Origin of the sequence: Promicromonospora umidemergens (assembly GCF_024171995.1) — a bacterium.
In the GTDB taxonomy this organism is placed as follows: Bacteria; Actinomycetota; Actinomycetes; order Actinomycetales; family Cellulomonadaceae; genus Promicromonospora; species Promicromonospora umidemergens.
In genome coordinates this window covers 170,879-195,753 of the sequence record NZ_JAMTCT010000006.1, presented here as the reverse complement: position 1 = coordinate 195,753, position 24,875 = coordinate 170,879, and the positions used below count along the sequence as shown (strand labels likewise).

General features: G+C 70.5%; 31 protein-coding genes, 1 tRNA gene and 1 other RNA gene. 18 read left to right on the top strand and 15 right to left on the bottom strand.

Annotation, left to right across the window (positions count from 1 at the left end):
- Nucleotides 1–38 precede the first annotated feature (38 nt).
- From APR04_RS12820 to APR04_RS12780, 9 genes are all read left to right on the top strand, one after another.
- Nucleotides 39–965 (top strand): LLM class F420-dependent oxidoreductase, encoded by a 927-nt coding sequence (locus APR04_RS12820; protein ID WP_253870815.1) that lies wholly within the window; start codon nt 39–41, stop codon nt 963–965.
- Nucleotides 966–1,056: 91 nt separating this feature from the next.
- Nucleotides 1,057–2,346, top strand: a complete 1,290-nt coding sequence (locus tag APR04_RS12815) for a uracil-xanthine permease family protein (protein ID WP_253870813.1) — start codon at nt 1,057–1,059, stop codon at nt 2,344–2,346.
- Between the two features lie 50 nt (nt 2,347–2,396).
- Nucleotides 2,397–3,128: a TetR/AcrR family transcriptional regulator gene (locus APR04_RS12810; protein WP_253870812.1), complete on the top strand. Its 732-nt coding sequence runs from the start codon at nt 2,397–2,399 to the stop codon at nt 3,126–3,128.
- Nucleotides 3,129–3,196: 68 nt separating this feature from the next.
- On the top strand, nt 3,197–4,126 hold the full coding sequence (locus tag APR04_RS12805; protein WP_253870810.1) for an ABC transporter ATP-binding protein: 930 nt from the start codon (nt 3,197–3,199) through the stop codon (nt 4,124–4,126).
- Nucleotides 4,123–5,772, top strand: a complete 1,650-nt coding sequence (locus APR04_RS12800) for an ABC transporter permease (protein WP_253870808.1) — start codon at nt 4,123–4,125, stop codon at nt 5,770–5,772. Before APR04_RS12805 ends, APR04_RS12800 begins: the two co-directional genes overlap by 4 nt.
- Before the next feature lie 136 nt (nt 5,773–5,908).
- Nucleotides 5,909–6,205 (top strand): type II toxin-antitoxin system VapB family antitoxin, encoded by a 297-nt coding sequence (locus APR04_RS12795; RefSeq protein ID WP_129786236.1) that lies wholly within the window; start codon nt 5,909–5,911, stop codon nt 6,203–6,205.
- 19 nt (nt 6,206–6,224) lie between these two features.
- Nucleotides 6,225–6,893 (top strand): LytR C-terminal domain-containing protein, encoded by a 669-nt coding sequence (locus APR04_RS12790; protein WP_253870807.1) that lies wholly within the window; start codon nt 6,225–6,227, stop codon nt 6,891–6,893.
- A 20-nt stretch (nt 6,894–6,913) separates the two neighbouring features.
- Nucleotides 6,914–7,537 (top strand): hypothetical protein, encoded by a 624-nt coding sequence (locus APR04_RS12785; protein WP_253870806.1) that lies wholly within the window; start codon nt 6,914–6,916, stop codon nt 7,535–7,537.
- An 82-nt stretch (nt 7,538–7,619) separates the two neighbouring features.
- Nucleotides 7,620–8,369 (top strand): YcnI family copper-binding membrane protein, encoded by a 750-nt coding sequence (locus APR04_RS12780; RefSeq protein ID WP_253870805.1) that lies wholly within the window; start codon nt 7,620–7,622, stop codon nt 8,367–8,369.
- 146 nt (nt 8,370–8,515) lie between these two features.
- Here the strand turns inward: APR04_RS12780 and APR04_RS12775 are convergent, their stop codons facing one another.
- Nucleotides 8,516–9,472: an endonuclease/exonuclease/phosphatase family protein gene (locus APR04_RS12775; RefSeq protein WP_253870804.1), complete on the bottom strand. Its 957-nt coding sequence runs from the start codon at nt 9,470–9,472 to the stop codon at nt 8,516–8,518.
- 99 nt (nt 9,473–9,571) lie between these two features.
- Nucleotides 9,572–10,015: a DoxX family protein gene (locus tag APR04_RS12770; protein ID WP_253870803.1), complete on the bottom strand. Its 444-nt coding sequence runs from the start codon at nt 10,013–10,015 to the stop codon at nt 9,572–9,574.
- 130 nt (nt 10,016–10,145) lie between these two features.
- On the opposite strand from APR04_RS12770, the gene APR04_RS12765 reads away from it, so the two are divergent.
- The 3 genes from APR04_RS12765 (at nt 10,146) to APR04_RS12755 (ending at nt 11,590) form a co-directional block, all read left to right on the top strand.
- A complete protein-coding gene (locus APR04_RS12765) occupies nt 10,146–10,652 on the top strand; it encodes a MarR family winged helix-turn-helix transcriptional regulator (RefSeq protein WP_253870802.1) in 507 nt (168 codons plus the stop codon).
- Nucleotides 10,653–10,761: 109 nt separating this feature from the next.
- Nucleotides 10,762–11,031, top strand: coding sequence for a hypothetical protein (locus APR04_RS12760; protein ID WP_253870801.1), 270 nt, complete (start codon nt 10,762–10,764; stop codon nt 11,029–11,031).
- Nucleotides 11,032–11,218: 187 nt separating this feature from the next.
- Nucleotides 11,219–11,590, top strand: coding sequence for a DUF6221 family protein (locus APR04_RS12755; RefSeq protein ID WP_253870800.1), 372 nt, complete (start codon nt 11,219–11,221; stop codon nt 11,588–11,590).
- A gap of 219 nt (nt 11,591–11,809) precedes the next feature.
- On the opposite strand, the gene APR04_RS12750 is transcribed toward APR04_RS12755, so the two are convergent.
- From APR04_RS12750 to APR04_RS12725, 6 genes are all read right to left on the bottom strand, one after another.
- A complete protein-coding gene (locus APR04_RS12750) occupies nt 11,810–12,262 on the bottom strand; it encodes a hypothetical protein (protein ID WP_253870799.1) in 453 nt (150 codons plus the stop codon).
- A gap of 90 nt (nt 12,263–12,352) precedes the next feature.
- Nucleotides 12,353–12,526 carry a hypothetical protein gene (locus APR04_RS12745; RefSeq protein ID WP_253870798.1) on the bottom strand — a complete coding sequence of 58 codons (174 nt, stop codon included), beginning with the start codon at nt 12,524–12,526 and terminating at the stop codon, nt 12,353–12,355.
- A gap of 211 nt (nt 12,527–12,737) precedes the next feature.
- On the bottom strand, nt 12,738–13,109 hold the full coding sequence (locus APR04_RS12740; RefSeq protein WP_253870797.1) for a hypothetical protein: 372 nt from the start codon (nt 13,107–13,109) through the stop codon (nt 12,738–12,740).
- A 92-nt stretch (nt 13,110–13,201) separates the two neighbouring features.
- Nucleotides 13,202–14,071: a helix-turn-helix domain-containing protein gene (locus APR04_RS12735; RefSeq protein WP_253870796.1), complete on the bottom strand. Its 870-nt coding sequence runs from the start codon at nt 14,069–14,071 to the stop codon at nt 13,202–13,204.
- 1 nt (nt 14,072) lies between these two features.
- Nucleotides 14,073–14,591, bottom strand: coding sequence for a DUF6879 family protein (locus APR04_RS12730; RefSeq protein WP_253870795.1), 519 nt, complete (start codon nt 14,589–14,591; stop codon nt 14,073–14,075).
- Between the two features lie 2 nt (nt 14,592–14,593).
- Nucleotides 14,594–14,794 carry a hypothetical protein gene (locus APR04_RS12725; RefSeq protein ID WP_253870794.1) on the bottom strand — a complete coding sequence of 67 codons (201 nt, stop codon included), beginning with the start codon at nt 14,792–14,794 and terminating at the stop codon, nt 14,594–14,596.
- 170 nt (nt 14,795–14,964) lie between these two features.
- Between APR04_RS12725 and APR04_RS12720 the strand changes: the two genes are divergently transcribed.
- Nucleotides 14,965–15,783 carry an HAD family hydrolase gene (locus tag APR04_RS12720; protein ID WP_253870793.1) on the top strand — a complete coding sequence of 273 codons (819 nt, stop codon included), beginning with the start codon at nt 14,965–14,967 and terminating at the stop codon, nt 15,781–15,783.
- Nucleotides 15,784–15,935: 152 nt separating this feature from the next.
- On the opposite strand, the gene APR04_RS12715 is transcribed toward APR04_RS12720, so the two are convergent.
- A tRNA-Ser gene (locus APR04_RS12715) sits at nt 15,936–16,020 on the bottom strand.
- A 174-nt stretch (nt 16,021–16,194) separates the two neighbouring features.
- Here APR04_RS12715 and ffs point away from each other — a divergent pair.
- The 4 genes from ffs (at nt 16,195) to APR04_RS12695 (ending at nt 19,267) form a co-directional block, all read left to right on the top strand.
- Nucleotides 16,195–16,291: signal recognition particle sRNA small type (gene ffs / locus APR04_RS12710), an RNA gene on the top strand.
- Nucleotides 16,292–16,668: 377 nt separating this feature from the next.
- Nucleotides 16,669–17,553 carry a MetQ/NlpA family ABC transporter substrate-binding protein gene (locus tag APR04_RS12705; protein ID WP_253870792.1) on the top strand — a complete coding sequence of 295 codons (885 nt, stop codon included), beginning with the start codon at nt 16,669–16,671 and terminating at the stop codon, nt 17,551–17,553.
- Nucleotides 17,553–18,608 carry a methionine ABC transporter ATP-binding protein gene (locus APR04_RS12700; RefSeq protein WP_253870791.1) on the top strand — a complete coding sequence of 352 codons (1,056 nt, stop codon included), beginning with the start codon at nt 17,553–17,555 and terminating at the stop codon, nt 18,606–18,608. Before APR04_RS12705 ends, APR04_RS12700 begins: the two co-directional genes overlap by 1 nt.
- Nucleotides 18,605–19,267 (top strand): methionine ABC transporter permease, encoded by a 663-nt coding sequence (locus APR04_RS12695; RefSeq protein ID WP_253870790.1) that lies wholly within the window; start codon nt 18,605–18,607, stop codon nt 19,265–19,267. The genes APR04_RS12700 and APR04_RS12695 overlap by 4 nt, the downstream gene beginning before the upstream one ends.
- A gap of 18 nt (nt 19,268–19,285) precedes the next feature.
- Here the strand turns inward: APR04_RS12695 and APR04_RS12690 are convergent, their stop codons facing one another.
- Genes APR04_RS12690 through APR04_RS31005 form a run of 5 tightly spaced genes read right to left on the bottom strand, consistent with a single transcriptional unit; the run spans nt 19,286 to nt 22,328 of the window.
- A complete protein-coding gene (locus tag APR04_RS12690) occupies nt 19,286–20,008 on the bottom strand; it encodes a Fic family protein (RefSeq protein ID WP_253870789.1) in 723 nt (240 codons plus the stop codon).
- On the bottom strand, nt 20,005–20,211 hold the full coding sequence (locus APR04_RS12685) for an AbrB/MazE/SpoVT family DNA-binding domain-containing protein (protein ID WP_253870788.1): 207 nt from the start codon (nt 20,209–20,211) through the stop codon (nt 20,005–20,007). The genes APR04_RS12690 and APR04_RS12685 overlap by 4 nt, the downstream gene beginning before the upstream one ends.
- A 28-nt stretch (nt 20,212–20,239) precedes the next feature.
- Complete coding sequence (locus APR04_RS12680; RefSeq protein ID WP_253870787.1) at nt 20,240–21,034, bottom strand: ABC transporter permease; 795 nt, start codon at nt 21,032–21,034, stop codon at nt 20,240–20,242.
- Entirely contained in the window at nt 21,031–21,771 is a 741-nt protein-coding gene (locus APR04_RS12675; RefSeq protein ID WP_253870786.1) for an ABC transporter ATP-binding protein, read from the bottom strand. The genes APR04_RS12680 and APR04_RS12675 overlap by 4 nt, the downstream gene beginning before the upstream one ends.
- A complete protein-coding gene (locus APR04_RS31005) occupies nt 21,768–22,328 on the bottom strand; it encodes a TetR/AcrR family transcriptional regulator (protein WP_253870785.1) in 561 nt (186 codons plus the stop codon). The genes APR04_RS12675 and APR04_RS31005 overlap by 4 nt, the downstream gene beginning before the upstream one ends.
- A 236-nt stretch (nt 22,329–22,564) precedes the next feature.
- Here APR04_RS31005 and APR04_RS12665 point away from each other — a divergent pair, with 236 nt between their 5' ends.
- A complete protein-coding gene (locus tag APR04_RS12665; RefSeq protein ID WP_253870783.1) occupies nt 22,565–23,017 on the top strand; it encodes a hypothetical protein in 453 nt (150 codons plus the stop codon).
- A 236-nt stretch (nt 23,018–23,253) separates the two neighbouring features.
- Here the strand turns inward: APR04_RS12665 and APR04_RS12660 are convergent, their stop codons facing one another.
- Complete coding sequence (locus APR04_RS12660; protein WP_253870781.1) at nt 23,254–24,768, bottom strand: HNH endonuclease; 1,515 nt, start codon at nt 24,766–24,768, stop codon at nt 23,254–23,256.
- Between the last annotated feature and the right edge of the window lie 107 nt (nt 24,769–24,875).

Here is a 24,875-nt window from a genome sequence, read left to right as displayed (position 1 = left end):
TCCCTTGCTGGGCGCGCGTCGCGTGGCATCGTGGGGGCATGACTCTTGATCTGCGCATCTTCACCGAGCCCCAGCAGGGTGCGACGTACGACGACCAGCTTGCCGTCGCCCGGACCACGGAGGCGCTCGGGTTCAGTGCGTTCTTCCGCTCCGACCACTACCTCGCCATGGGCGGAGAGGGCCTGCCCGGTCCAACGGACGCGTGGACCACGCTGGCCGGGCTCGCCCGCGACACCTCGACCGTGCGGCTCGGCACGCTCGTGTCCTCCGCGACGTTCCGGCACCCGGGCGTGCTCGCCATCCAGGTGGCGCAGGTGGACCAGATGTCCGGCGGCCGCGTCGAGCTGGGTCTCGGTACCGGCTGGTTCCAGGCCGAGCACAGCGCCTACGGCATCCCGTTCCCCGACAAGCGGTTCGGCCTCCTCGAGGAGCAGCTCGCGATCATCACCGGCCTGTGGGAGACCCCGGTCGGCGAGAAGTTCTCCTTCTCCGGCGAGCACTACCAGCTCACCGACTCGCCGGCCCTGCCAAAGCCGACGCAGTCGAAGATCCCCGTGCTCGTCGGTGGTGGCGGTCCGCGCAGGACGCCCGCGCTGGCGGCGAGGTACGGCACCGAGTACAACCAGGCGTTCCCTGAGCTCGACGCGATCGGCCCGCGCGTGAAGGTGATCGAGAAGGCGCTGTCCGACGTCGGGCGTGCGCCCGGGTCGATGGTGCAGTCGGTGGCCCTCGTGGCCGCCGTCGGGCAGGACGAGGCCGAGTTCACCAGGCGTGCCGCGGCGATCGGTCGCGAGCCCGGCGAGCTGCGCGAGCACGGCATCGCCGGGACCGTCACCGAGGTGGCGGACCGGCTCAAGGCCCTGGAGGCCGACGGTATCCAGCGGGTCTACCTGCAGATCCTCGACCTTGCGGACCTCGACCACCTCGACCTGATCGCGCGCGAGGTGCGTCCGCAGCTCGGCTGACGCCGGCCGTGGGCGGCAGGCTCAGTGAGGTTCGCACCACCTGCCGTTAGGATCCGCACGGCATTCCCGTTGCGAGATCAAGGACAGACACATGCGAATCGGCTGGCAGCTGCACGGTGATGGTGCCCGCATCACCCCTGGTGAGGTAGTCGCCCCCGATGAGCGGCTGAGCTGGCCGCGCACCGTCGGGATCGGCCTGCAGCACATCGTCGCGATGTTCGGGGCCACGTTCCTGGTGCCGACCATCACGGGTTTCGACCCGGCGACCACGCTGTTCTTCTCGGCGCTCGGCACCATCACCTTCCTGCTGATCACGGGCAACAAGCTGCCGAGCTACCTGGGGTCGAGCTTTGCGTTCATCGCGCCGATCCTTGCCGCGACGGCGTCGGGCGGGCAGTCGGCCGCGATCGGCGGCGTCCTCGCCACCGGCCTGCTCCTGGCGCTCGTCGGCGTGGTGGTGCACTTCGCGGGGCCGCGCTGGATCCAGGTCGCCATGCCGCCAGTGGTGACGGGTGTGATCGTGGCGCTCATCGGCCTCAACCTGGCGCCGGTCGCGTGGGGGTCGTGCGACGAGCAGGGTGACTGCTCGGGCTTCCAGGCCTCACCGGTGACGGCGGTGGTCACTCTCGCGTCGATCATCCTGATCCAGGTGCTGTTCCGCGGTCTCGTCGGCCGGCTCGCGATCCTGCTCGGGGTCGTCATCGGGTACGCCGTGGCCACGGTGCGCGGCGAGGTCGACTTCTCGAAGGTGGGGGACGCGGCCTGGGTAGGCCTGCCGCAGTTCGTCGCGCCGTCGTTCGACCCGGGTGTGCTCGGCCTGTTCCTCCCCGTGGTGCTGGTGCTCATCGCGGAGAACGTGGGGCACGTGAAGTCGGTGGCCGCGATGACGGGCCGCAACTACGACCGGCTGACCGGGCGGGCGCTCCTGGCCGACGGCGTCGCCACGACCCTGGCCGGCCTCGGCGGGGGCTCCGGCACCACGACGTACGCCGAGAACATCGGCGTCATGGCGGCGTCCCGGGTGTACTCGACGGCCGCGTACTGGGTGGCCGCGTTCGGCGCGCTGGTGCTCAGCCTCTCGCCGAAGTTCGGCGCACTGATCGCCAGCGTCCCCGAGGGGGTGCTCGGCGGTGTCACGACCATGCTCTACGGGATGATCGGCATCCTCGGCGCGCGCATCTGGGTGCAGGCGAAGGTCAACTTCTCCGACCCGGTGAACCTGACGACCGCCGCCGTGCCGCTCATCATCGGCATCGCCGACTTCACCTGGACCGCCGGTGACCTGCAGTTCGGCGGTATCGCCCTCGGCACCGCCGCCGCCCTGGTGATCTACCACGTCATGGGCGCGATCGGCCGCTGGCGCGGCACCGCGGAGGCCTGACCCCGGCACAGGCATGGACACGGGCTGAACGCGTAGTTAGCATACTGAACATGCGTTCAGCCGGCGGTCCGGAAGGGCGAGCGGGGGCCACCCCGCCGTCGGGCGACGGCGTGCCCGCCGACGCCGACCGCACCGCGCGGGCCCGGATCCGTGACGCCGCGGTCTACCGGTTCGCGGTGGAGGGGTTCGGCGCCTCGGTGCGCGCCATCGCGGCCGACGCCGGGGTGAGCGCCGGCCTCGTGATGCACCACTTCGGGTCCAAGGAAAAGCTCCGCGCCGAATGCGACGCGCACCTGCTGGCCACGATCCGCCGGCTCAAGCGGGAGAACGTCGCCGACGCCGCCGCGGGCCAGAGCTTCTTCCACAAGTTCGCCGCCGCAGAGGAGAACGCGCCCGTCGTCGGGTACGTCCTGCGGTCCATGCAGGACGGCGGCGCGCTGGCCCGCGAGTTCATCGACCACATGGTCACCGACGCGGTGGACTACACGCGGGACGGCGTCGCGGCGGGTGTCCTCGTGCCCAGCCGGGACGAAGCCGCGCGGGCCCGCTACCTCACGCTCTCCTCGCTCGGTGCGCTGCTGCTCGAGGTGACGCTCAGCCCGCCGTCGGACCCGAGCGACCTCGTGGCGGTCGTCCGCGACTACCTCTCGAACAGCTACCTGCCGATGATGGAGCTGTTCTCGGAGGGCTTCCTCACCTCCCGGCGCATGCTGGACGACTACCTCCTGTACGTGTCGGACCCGCCGCCGGACGAGGCAGTGCCCGCGCCTGCTCCAGGCTGACCGGTACCGCAGGCCGAACGAGCGCTGCCCTGCTACGTCCCTTTCCGACGTCAGAGAGCGAGCGAGCCATGACCGTGACACCAGCTGTCGAGATCCACGACCTGTACAAGTCCTTCGGCCGCGTCCAGGCCTTGGACGGCCTGCACCTGACCGTCCTGCCCGGCGAGGTCGCCGGGTTCCTCGGCCCCAACGGCGCGGGCAAGTCCACAGCCATCCGCGTCCTGCTCGGTCTGCTGCGCGCGGACTCCGGCACCGCCCGCCTGTTCGGCGGGGAGGCCTGGCGCGACGCCGTCGCGCTGCACCGGCGCCTCGCCTACGTGCCGGGCGACGTCAGCCTGTGGCCCAACCTGACCGGCGGCGAAGCCATCGACTTCCTGGGCCGGCTGCGTGGCACGGTCGACAAGAAGCGCAAGGCCGGCCTCCTCGAGCGGTTCGAGCTCGACCCCACCAAGAAGGCCCGCACGTACTCCAAGGGCAACCGGCAGAAGGTCGCTCTCGTGGCAGCGTTCTCCATGGACGCCGACCTGCTGATCCTCGACGAGCCCACGTCAGGCCTCGACCCGCTCATGGAGGCCGTGTTCACGCAGTACGTGCGCGAGGCCGCGGCGCAGGGGACGTCGGTGCTGCTCAGCAGCCACATCCTGCACGAGGTCGAGAAGGTGTGCGACACCGTGACGATCATCCGCAACGGGGTGTCGGTGGAGTCCGGCACGCTCGACGAGCTGCGGCACCTGACCCGGTCGAACGTGACGGCAGTGGTCTCGGGCGACCCGTCCGGCGTCGGCAGGCTCGCCGGGGTGCACAACCTTGCCGCCGCACCGGCCGACGGCGGCACGCGCGTCACCTTCGACGTCGACGACGCCCAGGTCGGGGCGGCCATGGCCGAGCTGACGGCGCTCGGGCTGCACAGCCTCACCGCGGTGCCGCCGTCGCTCGAGGAGCTCTTCATGCGGCACTACGGCGAGGCGCTGCCTGCAGGAACGGCAGGTGCACGGTGAGCGCCCTCGCGGCACCGGCCGTCCCACGCCCGTCGTCCGGGTCCACGCTGACGGGGACCGGCCGGCTGGTCCGGTTCATGCTGCGCCGTGACCGCGTGCGGCTCAGCGTGTGGACGCTGTCCGTCGTGGCCTTCTACGCGTACTTCGCCGACGCGATGGGACCCAAGGCCCGCGCCGCGCGTGCGCTCGTGATGGAGACGCCGGCGGGCATCGTCATGGGCGGCCCCGGCTACGGCATCGAGGACTACACCGTTGGTGTCGCGATCGCCAACGAAGGAATCACCTGGGTGGTCCTCGCGCTGGGCATCATGAGCGTGCTGCACGTGGTGCGGCACACCCGCGCCGAGGAGGAGAGCAGCAGGTCCGAGCTGGTGCGAGCGGCACCGGTCGGGCGGCACGCACCGGCGGTGGCAGCCATCGTCACGCTGCTCGCCGTGAACGCCGTCATCGCCGTGGTCTCGGCGCTCGCTCTCCACGGCGCGAGCGGGAGAGAGCTTCCGCTCGCGGACTCGTTCGGTCTCACGGTCGGGTCCGGCCTGTCCGCCATGGTGTTCGGGGCCGTCGCCGTGGTGGCGTGCCAGGTCACCGAGCACGGCCGCGGCGCGACCGGTATCGGGCTCGCCGCGTACGGCTGGGCGCTCGCGCTCCGGTCCGCCGGGGACATCCAGGAACGGCACGGCAACGCTCTGTCCTGGCTCTCCCCGATCGGCTGGGCACAACAGCTGCGGGCCTTCGTGGACCTGCGCTGGTGGCCCGTCGCGCTGCCGGTGGTGGCGATCCTGCTGCTGCTGGCGCTCGCGGCTTTCCTCGCGTCACGGCGGGACTTCGGTGGCGGCCTCGTCGCCACTCGCGGCGGGCGCGCGGACGCCTCGCCGAGCCTCCGGAGCCCGCTCGCCCTGGCCTGGCGGCAGCAGCGGTCAGCCTTCCGGTGGACAGCGCTGGGCATGGCGGCGCTGTGGTACGCCTCCGGCACGCTCCTGCCCGAGATCATGGAGATGGGCGCCTCCGGTGCTGCGGACAACGAGATGTTCCAGGCAGTGTTCGGCGGCTCGGATCCCGCCGTGTTCCGCGACGGCTTCCTGAGCGCCATGGTGCTGTTCGCCGCACTGACCTGCGCCGCCTACGCGATAGTCATGTCGGGCCGCGCCGGAGCGGAGGAGGCCGCCGGACGGGCAGAGGCGGTGCTCGCGCTGCCGGTGTCGCGCTCGCGCTGGTTCGGCGCCCACCTCGTCGTCGTGGGGCTGAGCACGGTGGCCCTCGTGGCGGTGAGCTGCTACGCGATGTGGGTGGGAGCCGTCCAGGTCGGCATGGGGGAACCGGGGCTCGCCGCGTACACCGACGTGTTCTGGACCCACTCCGTGGCGCTCCTGGTGTACCTGGGCCTCGCCGCGGTGCTGTACGCGTGGGCGCCGAGTCTCGCTCCCGCCGCGTGGCTGCTGCTCGTGTACGCGTTCGTGGTCGGCATGTTCGGTGCGGTCTTCGACCTGCCCGAGGTGGCCGAGGCGATCTCACCGCTGGACTGGCTTCCCGCGGGGTTCGGCGAGGCGCCGGAGGCCGCGAACATGGTCGGGCTCGCCGGGGCGGCCGGCGTGCTGCTCGCGCTGGCGTTCGTCGGGTTCCGGCGGCGGGACCTGCAAAGCAGCTGACCGCGCCGGGCGGAGAATGTGGCTGTCATCCGCACTCTCCGTCCGGTAGGGTTCGGGGCGCCGTTCGGTGCCAGCAGGCAGGTTCTCACCGCCGCCCCCCGAACGCGCCCCCGCCGAGTCCAGTGAGGATGGACCGATGATCTTCAAGGCCGTAGGAGACGGCCGCCCGTACCCAGAGCACGGGCGTTCGCGCACGCGCGACTGGGTCGACGTGCCTCCACGCCAGGTGCGCCTGGACGAGCTCGTGACCACCAAGCGCACGCTCGACCTCGATACGCTCCTGGCGGAGGACTCCACGTTCTACGGCGACCTGTTCGCACACGTCGTCGAGTACGAGGGCACCCTGTACCTCGAGGACGGTCTGCACCGTGCCGTCCGCGCCGCCCTGCAACAACGTCCAGTGCTGCACGCTCGCGTGCTCATCATCCGATGACCTCAGGTAGGTTCGAAGAGTGACAACCCCCGGGCACGACCAGGCGCGTGTAGAGCGCCGTCGCCGAGAGCACGAGCGCCAGGCCGTGGTCTTCGGCGTGCTCATCGCGTTCCTGGCCGTCTGTGGCATCTTCGCGCTCGCGGTGTACTCGGGCGCCATCAACGCGCCGTTCAACCGGCCGTTCACGACGGTGGGGGTGTCGGACCAGAAGACGTACCCGGTGCCCTGCCTCCCCGCGGTGGAGGGGCAGCCGGACGGCGCCCTCCCGGTCGCGTACACGCAGGTCGAGGTCCTCCTTCTCAACGCGTCGGAGGAGTCGGGGCTGGCCAGCGCGCACGAGACCGTCCTGGCCAAGCGCGGCTTCACCATCCTGGGCACGGGCAACGTGCCGCGGCTGCTCGAGGAGTCCGAGATCAGGTTCGGCACGAGGGGGACGGTGCAGGCGTACACGCTCGCCGCGCAGTTCCCGTCGATGCGGCTGGTCCTCGACGACCGGAAGGGCCGAGCGATCGATCTCCTCATCGGTGCGGACTTCGACCCGCCCCTCAAGGTCGAGGACGTCGACGTGGCTGCTGACCAGCCGTTGCAGAACATCGAGGGCTGTGAGCCGATCGACTCGGTCGAGCCGGAGCAGCGGATCATGCCGACCGAGGAAGACGACGTCGACGCGGTACGGCCGGCGAAGTAACGAGGGCTAGGGTCTGTGCTGTGCTGACCCCGTCCTCAGGTGCCGTGGGCTTCGGCCGCGCGTTCCTCTGGGCAGTGGTCGTGCTCGCGCTCGCCCTGACCGCGCACTTCGAGGCCGGCGGCCATCTCCCGCCCGCCGGGGTGATCACCCTGCTCGGCGCACTGCTGCTCGTGGTGACCACGCTGGCCGTGCGGCGGCAGATCCGCTGGCCGGGCGGCCTCGCCCTCGCGGGTCTGGGGCAGGGGGCCCTGCACCAGGTCTTCTCGTTCCTTGGCGGCGCGTGCGCGCCGGCTCCGCTGCCCGACGGCGGAGCGCACGCCCACCTGGCTGATCCCCTTGCTCCGGTGCTCGCGCACGAGGCGTGCGCCGGGGCGGGCCCCACGGGGATCGACCCGGGGATGCTCGCGTGGCACCTCCTGGCGACGGTGGTGTCCGTCGGGCTGCTCCTCGGGGTGGAGCGCGGCGTCTGGCTGCTCGCTTCGTGGCTGGTCCGGCCGCTCTCGGTGCAGCCGCTGTGGCTGCCGGTGGTCCGGCGGGTCCCTGTGCTGGTGGAGCCTGAGACCTCGGCGGGCTCCGTGGATCTGCACGTCGCTCCGGAGCGCGGGCCGCCGTCGTCGGCCCTGGTGATGGACCTCGCGGCCTGACGGTGTTCGGGCGGGAGGTGCGTCGCCGTACGCCCTCGACTCATCCCCGCCCGCCACCCCCGCACACCGAAGGACCGAGCACATGACTCGCTTCAGCCTGCCCGCCCGTCGCGCCCTCGCGGCCGTTCCCGCAACCGCCGTCCTGGTGCTGCTGCCCACCGTCGCCTCCGCCCACGTCACGGTGAACCCCGACACGACCGCCGCCGAGAGCTACGCGAGCCTCACGTTCCGCGTGCCGACCGAGTCGGAGTCGGCGTCGACGGAGAAGCTCGTGGTGGACCTGCCCGCCGACACCCCGTTCCTCAGCGTCACCCCGCGCTCCCTGCCCGGCTGGGACGTGGAGGTGGAGGTCGAGCAGCTCGACGAGCCCTTCGAGGTCGAGGGCGCGACCGTCTCCGAGGCGCCCGCGCGCGTGACCTGGACCGCCGAGAAGGGCAACGAGGTGCCGCCGCACGAGTACCAGGAGTTCGCCGTCCGGGTCGGGGCGCTGCCCGAGGAGGGCACGTCCGTCGTGCTCCCCGCCCACCAGACGTACACCGACGGCACTGTCGTCGACTGGGACGACCTCGCCACCGACGACGGCAAGGAGGCCGAGGCTCCCGCACCCGTGTTCACGACGACCGCCGGTGAGCCGGAGGAGGGGCACCACGGTGCCGCGGCAGCCTCGGACGACAGCGCCACCGGCCCGGACGAGACCGAAGCGGCCGCTGCCGCTCCCGCCGTCGGCCCGGTCGACCCCGTCGGCCGCTGGCTCGGCGGTGCCGGGCTGGTGCTCGGTGCGGTGGGCGTCGGCCTGGGGTCGCCGCCCGCCGTCGTGCCTGAGTTCCGCTGAGCGGTCACCCGTGAGTGCAGACTTCGGTGCGGCCCGATCCAGCGAGTGCAGACTTCGTTGCGGCTAGCGACGACCGCACCGCAACGAAGTCTGCACTCGCTGAACCGGCCGGCGACGAAGTCTGCACTCGGCGAATCGGGGCGGCGTCAGATCTTCAGCAACGCCTGGACCGGGGCGTGGTCGCTCGGGAAGCGGCCGTCCTTGGTCCAGGTGTTGATCGCTGCCGAGCGGACCTCGACACCGGGCGTGGCGAGGATCCAGTCGATCCGTGTCCCGTTCGGGTCCGGCGTCTCGTAGCCGGGGAACGTGCCGGCGTACGGGGTGAGCTGCTTGTCGGCGGCGAGCCAGGTGTCCTGGAGGCCGCCGTCGGTGACCAGGGTGTCGTACGGCGCCGAGCTCTCGGCCGCCGCGTTGACGTCAGCGGTGAAGACGACGGGGAGGCCGGCCTCCGCCACCTGGTCCCGGACGACCTGGGCGCTGCGCCTGCGCGCGTTCTCCGACTGGTGGTCGAAGTGCGAGTTGATGTGCACGAAGTCGCGGCCCGTCACGGTGTCGTGCAGCTCGGCCCAGGTGACGATGCGGGTCACCGTGTTGCCCCAGGTCGCAGAGCCCATGACCTTGGGGGTGTCCGAGAGCCAGAGCTGGTCCCACCACTTCACGGTCAGGCGCCGCGCGTCGTAGAAGATGCCGGAGTACTCGCCGCCCGCGCCGCCGTCGCGCCCGAAGCCCACCATCTTGTAGTGCCGTCCCAGGCCTTCCTCGACGGCGGAGAGCTGGTGGAACAGGACCTCCTGGACGCCCAGGACTGTCGGCTGCTCCAACCGCAGGAACTCGGTGGTGAGCGGGGCGCGCTCCGGCCAGTAGTCGGGCTCGCCGGGGTGCGTCTGGCCCACCCGGTCGTAGCGGATGTTGAAGCTCATGGCGTGCAGCAGCTCGCCTCGCGCGCGGCCGATCACGGGCTTGCCGGCCCGGGCGCTCTGGGCGCTCTGGGCGGCAGCGGGGCTCGCCAGCGCGGCCGAGGCACCGAGCGCACCCATGGCACCCGCCGCCGCGAGCATGGTGCGGCGAGAGATGCCAGGGGTGCTGCCGGGGGTGGTGGACATGGGTTCTCCTCCGAGTCAGGGAACTGATGCCCGTTCACCTGACCAGACAGAGGCGTGCGTGTCCATAACTGCGTGTGGCGTAGGGGCGAACTCTCAGGCTCAGGCCGCCGACGTCGCCTGCGCGCGGCGTGCCGTCAGCGTGCGCCCGACCAGGTGGTCGACGCTCCACACGCCGGGCCCGGTGGCCGCGAGGACGAGCGCGCCGGCGCCGAGCGCTGCGACGAGCTCGAAGCCACCCTGGTCGACGAACACGCCGTTGCCGAGGTGTACCAGCACGAGCGCCCCGAGCATGTTCAACGTGACCAGGAGACCGACGACGGGGGTGGCGGCGCCGAGGATCAGCGCGGCACCGCCGACCAGCTCGACCACCGCGGCGAAGAGCGCTGCGACCTCCGGGACGGGGATGCCCATGCCGGCGAAGGAGTCGACGGTCCCGGCGATCCCGAAGGTGAAGAACTTCTGGGCGCCGTGCGCGATGAGCACCGCCCCGATCGCGACACGGGCGACGAGCACTGCGAGGTCCTTGGTCCACGGAAACTTCATGGATATCTCCCGGGTGTTGATCTGGCTGGTGAGGGCGACAATGGGTGAATCAAGTTGTTGCTTCAACTTTCGCGGGCACGCTAGCACGGGGTGAATTGAAGCTTCAACCGTCACGTGGGAGCCTGGCGAGATGAACGACACTCCGTGGCTCGACCGTCACCAGATGGCGGCGTGGGTGCGCTTCGTCGCCGTGCTCGAGCTGCTCCCCGGGGTTCTCGACAGCCAGCTGCGGCGCGACTCCGGCATGACGCACTTCGAGTACTTCGTCATGGCGGTGCTGTCCGAGACCCCCGGCGGGACTCTGCGGATGGCCGAGCTGGCCGCGGCGACGAACTCGACGCTGTCGCGGCTCTCGCACGTCGTGCAGCGCCTGGAGGGCCGCGGGTTCGTCGAGCGGGTGCCCTGCCCCGAGAACGGCAGGGTCACCAACGCGCGGCTCACCGCCGACGGGCGGGCGAAGATGCGCGCTGCGGCGCCCGGGCACGTCGCATCGGTGCGCCGGCACGTCGTCGACGTGCTCACCCCGGAGCAGACGGAGCAGCTCGCGGCGATCAGCGAAGCCATCCTGCAGAGCATCGACCCGTCCGGGCCGATGGCCGCGGGCTACCGACGCTATGACGTGCCGCCCGGCGGATGAAGCGGGACATCGAGGGCATACTGGGCAGTCCGGGCGCCAGAGGGGCGCCGTGGCTTCAATGGCGCTCCCGCTGCGCACCGGGCGTGCGGGGGGCGACGAAAGGAACGCGATGAGCACGACGTACTACGTTCTCGACGAGAAGCACCTGAAGGTCGTCGACGCCGACAAGTTCGTGAACGAGGGGGTACCCGTTCACCGCATCGTCCTGGCTAACGGTGACGTGCACCTGGTCGAGCGCCGGGAGATCGAGATCGAGGTCTCCGGACAGAAGGACGGCGTCCTGGAGCTGGCGAACGGCGGCCAGTGGCTGCGCTCGTACGGATCGTGGGTGTACGTGGACAGCGTGCCGTACTCGCGCACAGGGTCCTTCGCGGTCTGACCTGACGGACGAAGGAGGACAGGTCCCCTGCAGGGGACCGCGTGCAGGTCCGCTTCCGCGAAAGTCCTCTCCCAGAATGCGATGAGGCATGCTCCAGAGCCCTGGAGCATGCCTCATCGCATGGTCGAAGCGGACGTTGCGAGGCGCGAGAGCACGCGACCAAGGTCCGAGTGGAAGGATCAGGGGCATGACTATCACCGAGTTTCTGACCGCACGGCTGGACGAGGACGAGTCGACCGCGCGTATGGCCGACAGCGCCTCGTCCCGTCCCGGAGAGGTTGATGGCGAGCCCTCGGCGGCCGCCCCGTTCCTTCCGCAACAGCAACGGCATATCGACCGCTGGAGCCCCGCTCGGGCCCTCGTCGACATAGCGGCCAAGCGGACGATCGTCGAGACGTACGAGGAGCTTGGGCGGGTCCTGACCAAGGCGTCGGACAGCGGGCATGAGGACGAAGCCATCGTCACCCGGAACCTGTTCGCTGGACTCCAGGTCGCGGTCCTGGCCCACGCCATGACGTTCGCCGATCACCCGGACTACCGCGCGGAGTGGCAGTCGTGAGGTGATCGGTCAATCGGTGGCGCCGTCGGACGTGCTTGCTGTGGTGTGGGCCCACGGACACGTTCGGGCCCTTCGACACTGCGGAGGATGGGGATTCGAACCCCCTTGAAGGTGCAGGTCAAAGGCGTGGGCCGCAGAATCCTGCCATTCCCCGTCACCTTAGATCACCGTGAATCACGTGTGTTTGGGTCCAGGTGTGCCCACCTGGTGCCCACGGAATCAGCCGGTGATCTCGTCCACGAGCTTGTCGAGCTGCTCCTGCGTGTAGACGGTGAGGTCGTCGTAGTAGGACGGCGGGCACTGGTAGAGGTCGTCCGCCAGATCGGCCACGGTCGCGTTCCGGCCGGCGTCGGTGGCCTCCATGGCGTCGGCAAGGATCGGGCCGCAGACGCTCTCCTGGGCGGCCTGCCCGTCGGCGTAACCCTCGACCCACGCCTCGCTGTCGCCGGACTCGGGCGGGTCGTCGTCGGCCAGACCGTCCTCGTAGCCCTCCTCGTGGCCCTCGAGGCGGTCCGCCCCCTCGTCGAGGGCAGCCTGCGCGTCGTAGGACGCCTCGACCTCGACCTCGACCTCGTCCGACGCCGCGGTCTCGGGGGTCGCCGACGTGGTGGTGCATGCGGCAAGGGTGCAGGCGAGAGCTGCGGCTACTGCAAGGGCACGGACGGGTCTCATGAGGTGATCCTCGCGCCGACCGTCGGTGTGACGCGAGGATCGCAGCGGGTGAACCCTACCCCTCGGCCAGCGCGAGGGTTGCCCGCCCTCTCAGTAGCCGCTCGAGCGCAGGTGCTCGGCCCGATCACGTAGCCGGGCCGCCTCGGCGTCGAGCTGGTCGGCTGCGTACTCTGCGAAGTCGTGGGGCATCTGCCAGTGGTCGCCAGGCTGGGGCCCGTTGTCTCCCCACCACGCCTGCCACACGTGCGTGCCCGCGGACTGCATGCGGAGATGTCGGCGAGGTCCAGCTCCTTGCCTGTGCCGATCTTGTCGCGGGTCGTCGGGTAGGACTGCAGGGCTGCCCATGTGGCGGCGTTGTCTGTGGTCATGTTCGTGACGCTACGTCGGGATCTCGGCGCCGTCCGGGTTCGGTCGGGCGATCTACGCACGACGACGCCCCGCCATCTGGAGATGGCAAGGCGTCGGGCCCCCTCGGTCAGATAGCCCCGTCGATGCTCGGCGCGTTGTAGTTCTCCACAGTGAGGTCGGCGCGCCAGGTGCCCGCGGTGATGCCGTCGAGCGCCTCGTTCGGGAACGCGATTGACCATGTGCCGGCGATCCTGCCCGGCGTGATGTGGCTCGCGGCGTTGTAGTTCAGAGCTGTCTGGTGGTCGAACCAGTAGACCGCGGTGAGCTGCCCGTCGATGAGCTTGAAGCCGAGCTGCCGTATCTTTTCGCCGTCGTGGCTGGTGAACGTCGTCGAGAGTGTCACGACTCCGTCGTCCGGAAGCGAGTCGCTCGGTGTGTAGGTCAGCACGACGTCGGATGCGCGGAGCTCGACGGTGGCTTTGTCCAGAATCAGTGTCATATGCCTCAGCCTCGCTGGGGCTGACTTGTCCGGCCAGCACCCGAGTGGGTGAGGTTTCGCGCGTGTGACTGCGGCACTGCGCGCCCGGGACCTTACGACCGGAGGGATGCTCTTGTCCTTGACGGTACGAGTTCGTCGGCGACCTGGACGAGCAGACGGCGCGCGTCGTGTCCGGTCACCGCAGACCTCCAGAGGGTGTCGAACGCGTTGGCGTAGGTCTCGGCCTCGGATCCGGTGTAGCGGTGCTCTCGGCCGAACGTCTCGACGCAGACGAGATCGTCGTACATCGCGAAGGTGTGCAGCGGTACGAGGTCCAACGGTGCGCCGAGGGGCAGGATCCCGAGCCGTACGTTGCCCAGGCCGATGGCGCCATGCAGTCGGTCGATCTGCTCGCACATCACCTCGGGCGGCACGATGCCCCAGCGCAGCACCGGTTCCGCGATCAGCAACTCGAACCTGCGGCCGCTGTACAGGTACCGCTGTCGCTCCATCCGGGTCGACACTGCGGCGTCGATGTCCTCGACGGACAGCTGCAGCTGGTGCTGCGCGGCGGTGAGGATCGCTCGCGCGTAGTCAGGGGTCTGCAGGAGGCCGGGCACGACGGCGGTCTGGAACAGCCGGACGAGCGAGGAGCGCTCGACGAGGGTGTTGTACCCGGCCTGGATCGCTGCCTGACCGTGTCGCGCGCGGCGACGCAGGGTGTGTTCCTCCTCGCGGGCCTGGTCGAGGAGGCCAAGCAGCAGCGCGCGTTCATCAGGCGTGCCGTCCGTGGCCGTGATCCATGCTGCAATGTCCGCCGGAGCGATGCCCTGCCGAGCCAGTTCGAGACGGCTCACCTTGGAGGCGGACCAGCCGAGCTGGGAGGCCAGGTCTTTGCCGTCCAGCTCAGCATGCTCCCGCAACGCACGTAGCCGACGTCCGATTGCCTCGAGGTGATCGGCGCCGGCTTGGCGCGGTGACATGTCAGCCCCCTGCTGCGCGAATCGCCAGCTCTCGCCACGTCCGGGCGTGCTCCAGGGACGCCTCATCCGTGAGTAGGTGGCGCTCGATACAGACGTTCTCGTCGTTGAAGGTCATGCGCAGGACGCGGACGGTGTCGAGCAGCCACCAGTCATATGGCCCTGCGTCGGGCAGGAGCCCCACTCGGTGCGCCTGCGCGGTCGTGGCGTAGCGGATGTCCTCGCCCGCCTCGACGTTCCAATGCCCGACGTACCGGGTCCAACGCTGGTAGTCGGTCGGTGGCTCCTGGTGGATCCGCACCCGCGAGATCCGGCGACCCTGCTCGACGTGATCGGCCACCGTGGGGAGCCAGGCGGCGAACTCGGGCATCTCTCGCGGGTCGCGCACGTCACCGGCGCGGAACGCGGCGAACTGCTCGGCCTCGTAGTCGACGGCGTACCCGGTTTGCTGCTCCAGCCGGAACGCCGAGGACTCGAAGGTCCGCATGTAGTGCCCGAACTCGCCGCCTGTGATTGCCTGCACCCCTACAGCTCACCCTTCAGTCGCTCGAGGACATTCGTTGGCACGAAGATGCCGTCCTCGCCGTCGCCGAGCTGGCGCAGCTGTGCGCGCGTGGCGTCGTCGAGCTTGACGCCCTGCACGACGTACCCGCCCTCGGCCTTATACAGGGCGGGGCACTCCGTGACGTTGGAGTTGGCGTCCTTCCACATGAATTCGAGTTCCATCGTTCCTCCGGTTGGTCGGGGTGGAGCTGAGCACGGGAAACCAACACCCGGAGTCTCGCACCGGGTGGCAATCCCAGGCAATCACTACGAGAGTGCAGCCGATACCGCTCGATTGCACCCGCATGTGCAATCCCATGTGATTGCACGCCTATTCCTGGTTCGCTGGGCACATGACCTCAGCGACGCCGCAGCGGACAGCGCGGCACATGGACCTCGCCGCTCCGGCGCTCGTCGCGTGTGACATCGACGGCACCTTGCTAGACACCGGCCAGCCGGCCACCACCGCCGTGCGCGACGCCGTCGAGCAGGTCCGCGTGGCCGGGCACCACATCGTCCTGGCGACGGGCCGGTCGCTCGTCGGCGCGCTGCCGGTCGCAGCCGAGTTCGGCCTCGATGACACGTGGATCGTGGCCAGCAACGGTGCCGTGACCGCACACGTCACGGGTGGCGACTACGAGATTACCGACTTGCACGTCGTCGATCCCGAGCCCATCGTGCGCGTGGCCGTCGACGCCATGCCCGGCATCCGAGTTGCGGCCGAGGTCGTCGGCGTCGGGTACCTCGTGAACATCCCGTTCCCCGACGGTGAGCTGAACGGCGAGCAGCACAGCGTCGACGCGCTCAAGAAACTGTGGGCGGACCCGACGCCGCGGCTCGCGATCTACGGCCCGGCCGCGTTCGCTCTCGTGCCTGTGCTACGCGCCATGAGCCTGACGACGATCGCCACGCGGCTCGACTGGCTCGACGTCACACCACCTGCCCTGTCGAAGGCGACGGCGCTCGACAAGGTGCGTCGCCAGCTCGGCGTCGAGTATCAGGCCACAGTCGCGATCGGTGACGGTGAGAACGACCTGGAGATGCTGCGGTGGGCAACGCGGTCGATCGCCATGGGTCACGCGCCCGAGCAGGTCCGGGACGCGGCAGACCAGGAGACCGGCACCATCGATGACGACGGCGCCGCGGCGGCTCTCCTGTCACTGCTGGGCTGATGTCCGGACGGACGGCGGGCCCACCTCGTGCAACGTGACGGGCTGCGCCGCCTCCGAACGTGTGCCCACGGTGTGCCCACGGGCACGGTTGGGGGAACGAGAAGAGGCCCGGAACCGTTGGAATATCAACGGTTCCGGGCCTCTAAACACTGCGGAGGATGGGGGATTCGAACCCCCGAGGGCGTTAACCCAACACGCTTTCCAAGCGTGCGCCATAGGCCACTAGGCGAATCCTCCTCGCGACCACACCAAGGCGGGCACGCGGCCACCGGACCGGAGCCTGGCGCGGCCTGACGAGGATACCGGACGCCGTGCTCGGACAGCGAATCGGAGCCCGGACCGGCGCTGTGAGGTGGCGTACGGCGGGTTCGGCGTGGTTGGGCCGAGGTGTCCGGATCGGTTAGGCTTGGGGCAGACCCCTCGTGCGGCATCACCTCGCCGAACTCCCCCAGGGCCGGAAGGCAGCAAGGGTAAGTGAGCTCTGGTGGGTGTGCGAGGGGTCCTTTATTTCCCGGATTGCAGCACATCTCCACCATGTGGACAGGTTTTCGTCCGGATCGTGGGATTTTCCCCGGGCGGATTCGCTTCGACGTCGTGCAGTGCCGCACGATGTCCGTATGACCCGCACCTGGACCGCAGCCACGACGTCGCGCACCCGCCGCGACGCCATGTGTGGCGGCCGCGTGCGCGGCGGGCGAATGTGCGAGCGCTGACAGCGCCGCACGTTCCCGCGATCCACTGAGGACCGCCCCGCACCGTCCCGCGAGCTCGCCACGTTGCTGATGGCCGTGGCCCGCCGCCGTCATACCTCGGTCTACGCCAGGCGTAGCCCCCACATCCTGAGCACCGGCATGCCCGTGCCCGTGCGTCCCGAGAGGACCACCCATGTCTCGCTTCACCGCTGCCCTGTCCACCGGCCTCGCAGTCGTCGCCACCCTCTCGCTGAGCGCCTGCGGCGCCGGCGACGTCTCGGCCGCCGCCGGCACCAGCGAGGACCCGGTACGCATCGGCGTCGTCAACACCGGCGAGGACTACTGGGACACGTTCACCGACCTGGCCGAGCAGGAAGGCATCACCGTCGAGCTCGTGAACTTCAGCGACTACCAGCTGCCCAACCAGGGTCTGACCGACGGCGACCTCGACCTGAACCAGTTCCAGCACCTCCAGTTCCTCGCCGGCTACAACACCGCGTCCGGACAGGACCTCACGCCGATCGCCGCGACCGCCGTCTACCCGCTGGGCCTCTACTCGCAGTCGCGCGACAGCGTCGAGGACATCCCGGAGGGCGGGGAGGTGGCCATCCCCAACGACGACACGAACCAGGCCCGCGCGCTGCTCGTGCTGCAGGAGGCCGGCCTGATCGCCCTGCGCGACGGCGGGAGCGCGTTCTCCACGCCCGCCGACGTGCTCGAGGACGAGTCGCGCGTGACCGTGACCCCCGTCGACGCCGCCCAGACGGCGCTCGCCCTGCAGGACGTCGACGCCTCGATCATCAACAACGACTTCGTGGGCGACGCCGGCCTGACCTCCGACGACGCGATCTTCTCTGACGACCCGGACTCCGCAGCGGCCGCGCCGTACATCAACGTGTGGGTCGCCCGCGCGGACGACGCTGACAACGAGGTGTTCCAGCAGCTCGTCGAGATCTACCACTCCCCGGAGGTCGAGAAGGGCGTGCTGGAGGCATCGGGCGACACCGGCGTCATCAAGGACAACTCGGCCGCGGAGCTGCAGGAGATCCTGGCCGGCATCGAGGCGGACGCTTCCTGATGTCGACCAGGACCAGCAGCAGCATCATCCGGTTCGAGGGCGCCGCCAAGGTGTTCCCCGGCCGGGGCAGGAGCGCCGAGGTGCGTGCGGTCGACGGGGTCACCCTCGACATCCGCGATGGCGAGATCTTCGGCGTCATCGGGCAGTCAGGTGCCGGCAAGTCCACCCTGGTCCGCCTGATCAACGCGCTCGAACGGACCACAGCGGGCGACGTGGTGGTCGATGGCGTCTCGCTCGGCTCTCTGAACGAGGCCCGCCTGAGGCCGGTCCGTGCCGGGATCGGGATGGTCTTCCAGCAGTTCAACCTGCTCGCCTCCCGGACCGTCTCGGGGAACGTCGCCTACCCGCTCGAGGTGGCCGGCTGGCCACGTGCCAAGCGTGACGCGCGTGTCGCGGAGCTGCTGGAGTTCGTCGGCCTGGCGGACAAGGCAGGAGTGCACCCCGCCGCGCTGTCCGGCGGCCAGAAGCAGCGCGTCGGTATCGCCCGCGCACTCGCCACCAACCCGCGCATCCTGCTGGCCGACGAGGCGACGTCCGCCCTCGACCCCGAGACCACGCGTGACGTGCTGGACCTGCTCCAGCGCGTCAACCGCGAGCTCGGTGTCACGGTCGTCGTCATCACGCACGAGATGGACGTGGTGCGCTCGATCTGTCATCGCGTCGCGGTGATGGACCGGGGGCGCGTCGTCGAGGTGGGCGAGGCGTACCAGGTGTTCAGCGCGCCCGCGCACGACGTCACCCGGCGGTTCGTCGCCACGGCGCTGCGGGATCGGCCCTCGCCCGAGGTGCTGGAGCGCCTCCGCGCCCGGCACACCGGGCACATCGTGACGGTGGGCGTGGACGAGGTGGCCGGGTCGTCGGCGGTACTCACGCGCACGCTGCGCGAGCACGGCGTCGACGGGACCGTCGTCTTCGGCGGCATCACCGAGGTCGCGGAGCGCCCGTACGGGTCGCTGACCGTCGAGCTGGTCGGTGAAGTGGCCGCGGTGGAGGCCTCCGTGGCGGCGCTGCGCGTCGTCACCTGGGTGGACGACCACGGGAGGGCAGCCGCATGAGCGGGGACTGGGAGCTGCTGACACCGCTGTTGTGGGCGGCCGCGGGCGAGACCGCGTTCATGGTGCTGATCACTCTGCTGGTGGGCGGATTCCTCGGGCTGGCGCTCGGGCTCGGGCTGTACCTGACCCGGCCAGGGAACCTGCTCGGCAACCGGTTCGTGTTCGCCGTGCTGAATCTCGCCGTGAACGTGGTGCGGCCGGTGCCGTTCATCATCTTCCTGGTGGCGCTCGGCCCGCTGACCCGCGCGGTCATCGGCTCGACGATCGGCATCGAGGCGTTCACCTTCGCGATGTGCTTCATGGCGACGTTCGTCTTCGCGCGGCTCGTGGAGCAGAACCTCGTCTCCATCGACCCCGGTGTGGTCGAGGCCGCCCGGGCCATGGGCGCCTCACCGTTCCGGATCGTGCGGACCGTGCTGGTCCCCGAGGCGCTCGCGCCCCTGATCCTCGGCTACACGTTCCTGTTCGTCGGTGTGCTCGACATGTCGGCGATCGGTGGGTACCTGGGCGCTGGTGGCCTGGGCGACTTCGCGATCGTGCAGGGTTACCGGCAGTACGACTGGGCGGTGACCGCCGTCGTCGTGGTGATCATCGTGCTGATCGTCCAGGCGGTGCAGTGGCTGGGGAACCTGCTGGCGAGGCGTGCGCTGCGGCGGTAGCCCCGGCATCAGGCAGGGTCAGGCACCTGACCCGGGCGGTCCGTACCGGTCGGCCTCGGCCGCCAGGTTGGTGGCCAGGAGTGTGGCGAGCCCGGGAACGTCCTCGCTGTCGAGCATCGCGATGTAGCTGGAGCGCTGGTCCACTCGGACGATGGCTGGAAAGCCGTACGTGCGGACCGTCTGATAGGCGATGAGGGCTCGGCCGGTCCGGCCGTTGCCGTCGCTGAAGGGGTGGACCCTTTCGAACGCGATGTGGCTCCGGGCGATCGCCTCCAGGAGGGCAGTGCCGTCGAGGTGCGCGGTCTGCCACTCGGTCTGGTCCACCCATTCCCGCATGAGCTGCGGCACCTGGGACGGCTCGGCCGGACGCCACGACGCGCCGGTGATGCGGTCGCTCGACGTCTTGTACTGCCCGTGGTCATGTGCCAGGTGGTCCATGAGCAGGCCGTGCAGCTCGGTGACGAGCAGAGCGGTCAGCGGCTCGCCGTCTGCCACGGCGCGCAGGATGCGGGTGATCGCCCCGCGATGGTTGGACACCTCGTAGAGCTCACGTATCGGAGTCCCGGCCCTCGGTGTCCGTTCGTCGACGAGGAGGGTGACCGTGTCGGCCAGGGTGAGCGTGTTGCCCTCGATCGCCGACGAGTTGTAGGCGAGGCGAGCGAGGACGTCGTCGGCGTAGTCCGGGTCGAAGATGCCGGTGGCCTGGATCTCCTCGTGGAACTTCGCGTGGTCCAGCGTCATCGTCGGTTCCGCCGCTTCTCCAGGATCGCGGAGAGCTCGTCGAGGTTCATGCCTTCGTACTTGTTCACCGCGCGCAGCTCGAGAACACCGCCGCGCACCGTGACCTCGACGGGGTCGCCGACGCCGAGGCCCAGCTCCTGCAGATCGGCAGGGCTGATCGTGACGCCGGCCGAGTTGCCGATGGTGACGATCTTCTTGCGCATACGAACAGCATAGTGGTACGTACGAATCCTAGACATCGGTAAGGCGCCGCCAGGCGTGCACGACGGCGGCGACGGCGAGCGGGGCGACCGCAGCGGCGACCAGCAGGTGGGGCGGGCCGACGGCGGCCGCGGCGTCGGCCCCGCCCATCCCCGTCCACAGGGAGGGCGCGGCATAGGGGAACCACGACCCGCCGCCGAGCAGCACCACCATCTGCGTGAGGGCGACCACACCGATGAGTCCGCCGACGGTGCCGAGCTGGCTGCGGGTCACCGTCGCGACCCAGGCGAACGGCAGGGCCAGGCCGCCGCCGAGGAGGCCCGCGACGAGCGCAGTGCGCGCACCGGCCCACGCCCCGGCGAAGGGTGCGCCCGAGCTCGCGGTGACCACGGCCGACACGGCCATCGAGACGGCGACGGCAAGGATGGTGCACCCGGCGATCCAGGCCAGCGCGACCAGGCACTTGGCCAGCGCGATCGTGCCGCGGGGTACGGCGAGCCCGAACAGGGCGCCCGCGGTGCCGCTCTCCAGCTCGCGCCCGAAGGACCACGCGAGGAAGAACCCGGCGGCGAACAGGGTGGCGACGGAAAGGACCTGGGCGCACACCATCAGGTGGGTGGTGGCGAGGTCTCCCGTCGCGTAGGCCGTGAGCTTGGCCGCCGTCGCGCCCACGGCCCGAGGTGAGCGGGCCAGCGCAACGGCCCCCACGCTCGCGAGCGGCACGAGCACCACGAGCAGCAGGGTGGCGAGGCGCGCGACGACGGAGCGGCGCAGCTTGAGGGTCTCGACGGCCAGAGCGGCGCCGAGCGCGGCGACGGGGGTCATGACCGGCTCCCCGCGTCCGTGACGGCCCGGGTGTCGGCGTCGAGCACCATGGCGAAGAACCGCTGTTCCAGGTCGGTGCCGCCGGGCTCCAGCCGTCCGACGTCGCGGCCGGCGTGCAGCACGACGATCTCGTCCGCGATGCGTGCGACCTCGTCGAGGTGGTGGCTCGAGACGAGGACGGCAGCGCCGTCGTCGGCCAGCTCGCGGACGAGCTCGCGGACAATGACGACACCCTGCGGGTCGAGCGCACTGGTCGGTTCGTCGAGGATCAGCGCGGTCGGCCGGTGGAGGGTCGCGCACGCGATCCCGAGGCGCTGGCGGTTGCCCATCGAGAGGGACCGGGCCCGCGCGTGCCGCCACGGTTCCAGGCCCATGCGTCCGACGGCGGCGCTCGCCCTCGGTGCGGCAGCGCGTCCGGGCTCGCCGTGCAGCCGGGCGGCGCAGACGAGGTTCTCCGTGACGGTCAGCTCCTGGTGAACCAGTGGCGTGTCGACCACCTGGCCGAACCGTGCGGCGACGTCAGCGGGCAGGCCGGCCGGGTCGTGGCCGAGGACTCGGGCCACGCCGTGCGCAGGGCGCAGGCGCCCGGCGAGCGCGCGCAGCGCCGTCGTCTTGCCCGCGCCGTTGAGGCCGATCAGAGCCGTGACCCGGCCCGGCCGGACGCCGAGGGTGAGGTGCGCGAGGGCGACCCGGGTGCCGAAGGTGTGCGAGACGTCGTCGAGCAGGAGGGCGGTCATGGGGTCGCCCCCGCCGGCGCGAGCTGCGCAAGGGCGCGGCGGACGAGGACCGCGAGGTCATCGGGCGCAGTACCCCAGGCGAGGAGGGCCGCGGTGGTGGCGGCAAGACAGGCGGCGGCGGCGATGGCGGCGTCGAGGCGGTCGACGCCGTCCGCCACGAGGCGCGCGACGATCGCCTGCTGGGTGGCGTCGGTGCCGACCGCCGCCGCGGCGCGGAGCGAGGGGGACTGCGCGACGAGGGCGACGCGACGCTTGGCGGTGGAGTCCTCGGTCGGCGTGATGTCGCCGAGTGCGGCGAGGAGGCCTAGCCGCACGCGTTCCAGGGGCGGAAGGCCGGCCGGCTGGGCGCCGACCGCCTCCGCGATGAGGGGGTCGTACGGGTCGGTGACCAGCACCGCGTCCTTGGTGGGGAAGTGCCGGAAGAACGTCATGGGAGTGATGCCCGCTGCGTCGGCGATCTGGTTCACGGTGGTGGCGTCGTAGCCCTGACGCTCGAAGAGGTCGAGCGCGGCATCGAGGATGCGGGCCCGGGTGCGGAGGGTGCGGGGTGTGGGCACACCAAATGTTAGCGACTAACGTTACGGGTCGGCAAGTGTCACGTGGGATGACTTTGCTGGGCGCGGTGCGGCTCAGATGCTAGACAAGCCGCCTGGGCGACGGAGGCGAGGGCGTGGACGGAAGTCTCGGTTCGGCCGACAGGAGTGGGGATGAAGACCGCGAGCGGTCCGAGCGCCTGGCCCGAGGGCTGAGCGGCCTCACCCCTGGGCGGCCCCGCCACGGGAAAGGCGGGGAGGTGCTCGCAGCCTGGTCCTGGGCGATTGCCGTGGCCGGATACCTCGTGGCTCCAGTTGTCTGCTTCTTCACCGTGGTGGGGATCGGCCTAGAAGGCGCGCTCGGAGGGTTGACCACCGCCGGTGATCGAGTCCTCGGCGAGGTCGCGGCCGCCGGGCTGCTCCTTGGCCCGGTCGCGACCTGGATCGTGACGCTGGCTCTGCATCGCAAGCGGCGTGCGCTCGGTCAGAAGTCGCTCGACGGGACCATCCTGAACTGGATCGGCGGGCTGATCCTCGCGACGATGGCTGCCATCGCCTTGGTCCTCTTCGTGCAGCCCCAGGTGGCCGAGCGCCTCGAGCGCCTTGAACAGGAGCGGGTCGCGGACGGGGCCGGCCGGTCCGAGAGCCCCTGCCGAGTGTCACCGAGGTCCTCGATGCGATGGCCGCCTGGAACGCGATATCGACGTAGCTGACGCCAAGCGCAACGTTCAGGAGGACGTCGGCGCGCGCCAGGTCGATGCCGTCCGTGACGGTGACACGCTGGTGGTGGCCGTCGACATGATCAGCGAATGCGTAGTCGGTGTGCGTGCAGAGGGCGAGCCCCCGCGCGAGTTCAAGGGCTACCTGCGCGCTGGGCCGGCCTACCGATCCGTCGGCTGCGCGACCCGCCTGTATACCGAGGCGTCACCGGGTGGATGAGCCTTGCCGGTCAGGCGGCGTGCCGGACGGCGCCGGCGTACCGCACGGGTCGGAGGATCGCCGTGCTGCGGGGTGCACTCCGGCTCACGCTGCGGGTCGTGGACTGGCGGGCCGGCCGCGGCGGGGGCGGTGCGACCGACCGGTAGCTGTGCCCGGTCGGTGTGGTGGTAACGACGACGTGGCGGCCGCTGGCCGGGTCCGTCCCGGCGGTCGAGCGCCAGCCGCAGGCCTCCTTGGCCTGGTTGCAGGCAGCGCAGAGTCCTTGCCCGTTGGCCAGGCCCGTCTCGCCGCCGTCGGCCGCGGGTCGGACGTGGTCGAGGTGGCGGATCGGGGCGTCACACCATGAGGTACGACAGGTGCCCTGGTCCCTGATCCGCAGCAGGTCGGCCAGCCCGTCGGCGAAGAACCGGCGCTTGCTGGTCGTGCCGATCAGATCGCCGTTCGTAGTGGCGTAGATGGCCCGCAGCCAGGCGGCGTCGAGGTCAAGGGCGCCGGCCACGAGGGTACGCGCCACGGACGCAGGGACGGTGCCGTGGCCGACGCCGGTGCCGTCCAGGACGACCGCGGGCTCGTGGCCCTCGCCCAGCAGGGCGGCGTCCGACACGATCAGGTTCACCGTGACCGGAACATCAGCCGCGTGCTCCTGGCCGGTAGCCCGTTCGACGAGGGTATCGGCCATGATCTGGCCGGTCGACCGCTCGTCGCCGCCGGTGTACCTCGCCGACTCCGCTGCGATCTTCAGCGCCGCGTAGACCTGGACCCCTTGTGCCATGGGCAGCAGCGCGGTCACGTAGGCCATGGCATCCGGCGCGGGCCGAATGGACACGCACCGCTCGCTCACCGCCTTCGCGGCGCGCTTGACCAGCGCGGCAGGGTCGATCTGGTTGGCGCGTGCTTTGATCAGCCCGACGAGCCGGCGCGTGCCGACCCCGTCCAGGACGGTCGGGTCGGCGCACAGGTCGGCGTCGATGCGGCCCCGGTCCTCCAGCGTGAGGCAGGCGGTCTCCTTCACCAGTAGCAGCGCCCGCTCCTCGGACAGTCGGCCCTCCTTCAGTGCGGCCAGCGTGTGCGGCATCTCTTCGTGCCAGATGCGGGCGGCTCCGACCAGGGTTCGGGTCCGGTGCGGTGAGAGGCGCAGTGCGTGGGCGGCCTGCTGGATCGTGCTCGCGGTCGCGTCACGTTCGGCGGACTTCACGGTGACCGGGATCTGCCTGCCGGCCGAGTCGTGATGCCTGGCCGGGGCCGCGGCGTGCTCGCGGGCGGCCCGCAGGGTGTCGTCGTGCAGTTCGACGAGCACGTGCGCCTGCACCGCCACGCAGGCTGCCTTGATCTGCTCCAGGGCGCGCAGGGTGTCGATCCGGGCAGGGTCGTCACCCGGTGTGGCCGCCGTGAGGAGCCAGGCGTGCAGTGCTGCGATCGGCCCCGCACCGACGTCTCCGGGAACGGGTGTCAGGTCGGCCTGGGTGGTGTCGGTGGCGAGTGGCACGCTCGGCACGGAGCGCCGGACAGGGCTGATGTTCCGCATGCCTGGCCACCTTTCTTCGCGGTCTGAATATGGGACCATCATACGGAACAAACGTTCGATGCGCGCGTTGAATTGCAGCCTGTGGACGGCCGTCCTCCGAGTGTGGG

What these genes read in the sequence shown, in the direction of transcription:
- APR04_RS12820 (WP_253870815.1), top strand. Translation starts at nt 39, where the DNA reads ATGACTCTTGATCTGCGCATCTTCACCGAGCCCCAGCAGGGTGCGACG.
- APR04_RS12815 (WP_253870813.1), top strand. Translation starts at nt 1,057, where the DNA reads ATGCGAATCGGCTGGCAGCTGCACGGTGATGGTGCCCGCATCACCCCT.
- APR04_RS12810 (WP_253870812.1), top strand. Translation starts at nt 2,397, where the DNA reads ATGCGTTCAGCCGGCGGTCCGGAAGGGCGAGCGGGGGCCACCCCGCCG.
- APR04_RS12805 (WP_253870810.1), top strand. Translation starts at nt 3,197, where the DNA reads ATGACCGTGACACCAGCTGTCGAGATCCACGACCTGTACAAGTCCTTC.
- APR04_RS12795 (WP_129786236.1), top strand. Translation starts at nt 5,909, where the DNA reads ATGATCTTCAAGGCCGTAGGAGACGGCCGCCCGTACCCAGAGCACGGG.
- APR04_RS12780 (WP_253870805.1), top strand. Translation starts at nt 7,620, where the DNA reads ATGACTCGCTTCAGCCTGCCCGCCCGTCGCGCCCTCGCGGCCGTTCCC.
- APR04_RS12775 (WP_253870804.1), bottom strand. Translation starts at nt 9,472, where the DNA reads ATGTCCACCACCCCCGGCAGCACCCCTGGCATCTCTCGCCGCACCATG.
- APR04_RS12770 (WP_253870803.1), bottom strand. Translation starts at nt 10,015, where the DNA reads ATGAAGTTTCCGTGGACCAAGGACCTCGCAGTGCTCGTCGCCCGTGTC.
- APR04_RS12765 (WP_253870802.1), top strand. Translation starts at nt 10,146, where the DNA reads ATGAACGACACTCCGTGGCTCGACCGTCACCAGATGGCGGCGTGGGTG.
- APR04_RS12760 (WP_253870801.1), top strand. Translation starts at nt 10,762, where the DNA reads ATGAGCACGACGTACTACGTTCTCGACGAGAAGCACCTGAAGGTCGTC.
- APR04_RS12755 (WP_253870800.1), top strand. Translation starts at nt 11,219, where the DNA reads ATGACTATCACCGAGTTTCTGACCGCACGGCTGGACGAGGACGAGTCG.
- APR04_RS12750 (WP_253870799.1), bottom strand. Translation starts at nt 12,262, where the DNA reads ATGAGACCCGTCCGTGCCCTTGCAGTAGCCGCAGCTCTCGCCTGCACC.
- APR04_RS12745 (WP_253870798.1), bottom strand. Translation starts at nt 12,526, where the DNA reads ATGCAGTCCGCGGGCACGCACGTGTGGCAGGCGTGGTGGGGAGACAAC.
- APR04_RS12740 (WP_253870797.1), bottom strand. Translation starts at nt 13,109, where the DNA reads ATGACACTGATTCTGGACAAAGCCACCGTCGAGCTCCGCGCATCCGAC.
- APR04_RS12735 (WP_253870796.1), bottom strand. Translation starts at nt 14,071, where the DNA reads ATGTCACCGCGCCAAGCCGGCGCCGATCACCTCGAGGCAATCGGACGT.
- APR04_RS12725 (WP_253870794.1), bottom strand. Translation starts at nt 14,794, where the DNA reads ATGGAACTCGAATTCATGTGGAAGGACGCCAACTCCAACGTCACGGAG.
- APR04_RS12720 (WP_253870793.1), top strand. Translation starts at nt 14,965, where the DNA reads ATGACCTCAGCGACGCCGCAGCGGACAGCGCGGCACATGGACCTCGCC.
- APR04_RS12705 (WP_253870792.1), top strand. Translation starts at nt 16,669, where the DNA reads ATGTCTCGCTTCACCGCTGCCCTGTCCACCGGCCTCGCAGTCGTCGCC.
- APR04_RS12700 (WP_253870791.1), top strand. Translation starts at nt 17,553, where the DNA reads ATGTCGACCAGGACCAGCAGCAGCATCATCCGGTTCGAGGGCGCCGCC.
- APR04_RS12695 (WP_253870790.1), top strand. Translation starts at nt 18,605, where the DNA reads ATGAGCGGGGACTGGGAGCTGCTGACACCGCTGTTGTGGGCGGCCGCG.
- APR04_RS12690 (WP_253870789.1), bottom strand. Translation starts at nt 20,008, where the DNA reads ATGACGCTGGACCACGCGAAGTTCCACGAGGAGATCCAGGCCACCGGC.
- APR04_RS12685 (WP_253870788.1), bottom strand. Translation starts at nt 20,211, where the DNA reads ATGCGCAAGAAGATCGTCACCATCGGCAACTCGGCCGGCGTCACGATC.
- APR04_RS12680 (WP_253870787.1), bottom strand. Translation starts at nt 21,034, where the DNA reads ATGACCCCCGTCGCCGCGCTCGGCGCCGCTCTGGCCGTCGAGACCCTC.
- APR04_RS12675 (WP_253870786.1), bottom strand. Translation starts at nt 21,771, where the DNA reads ATGACCGCCCTCCTGCTCGACGACGTCTCGCACACCTTCGGCACCCGG.
- APR04_RS12660 (WP_253870781.1), bottom strand. Translation starts at nt 24,768, where the DNA reads ATGCGGAACATCAGCCCTGTCCGGCGCTCCGTGCCGAGCGTGCCACTC.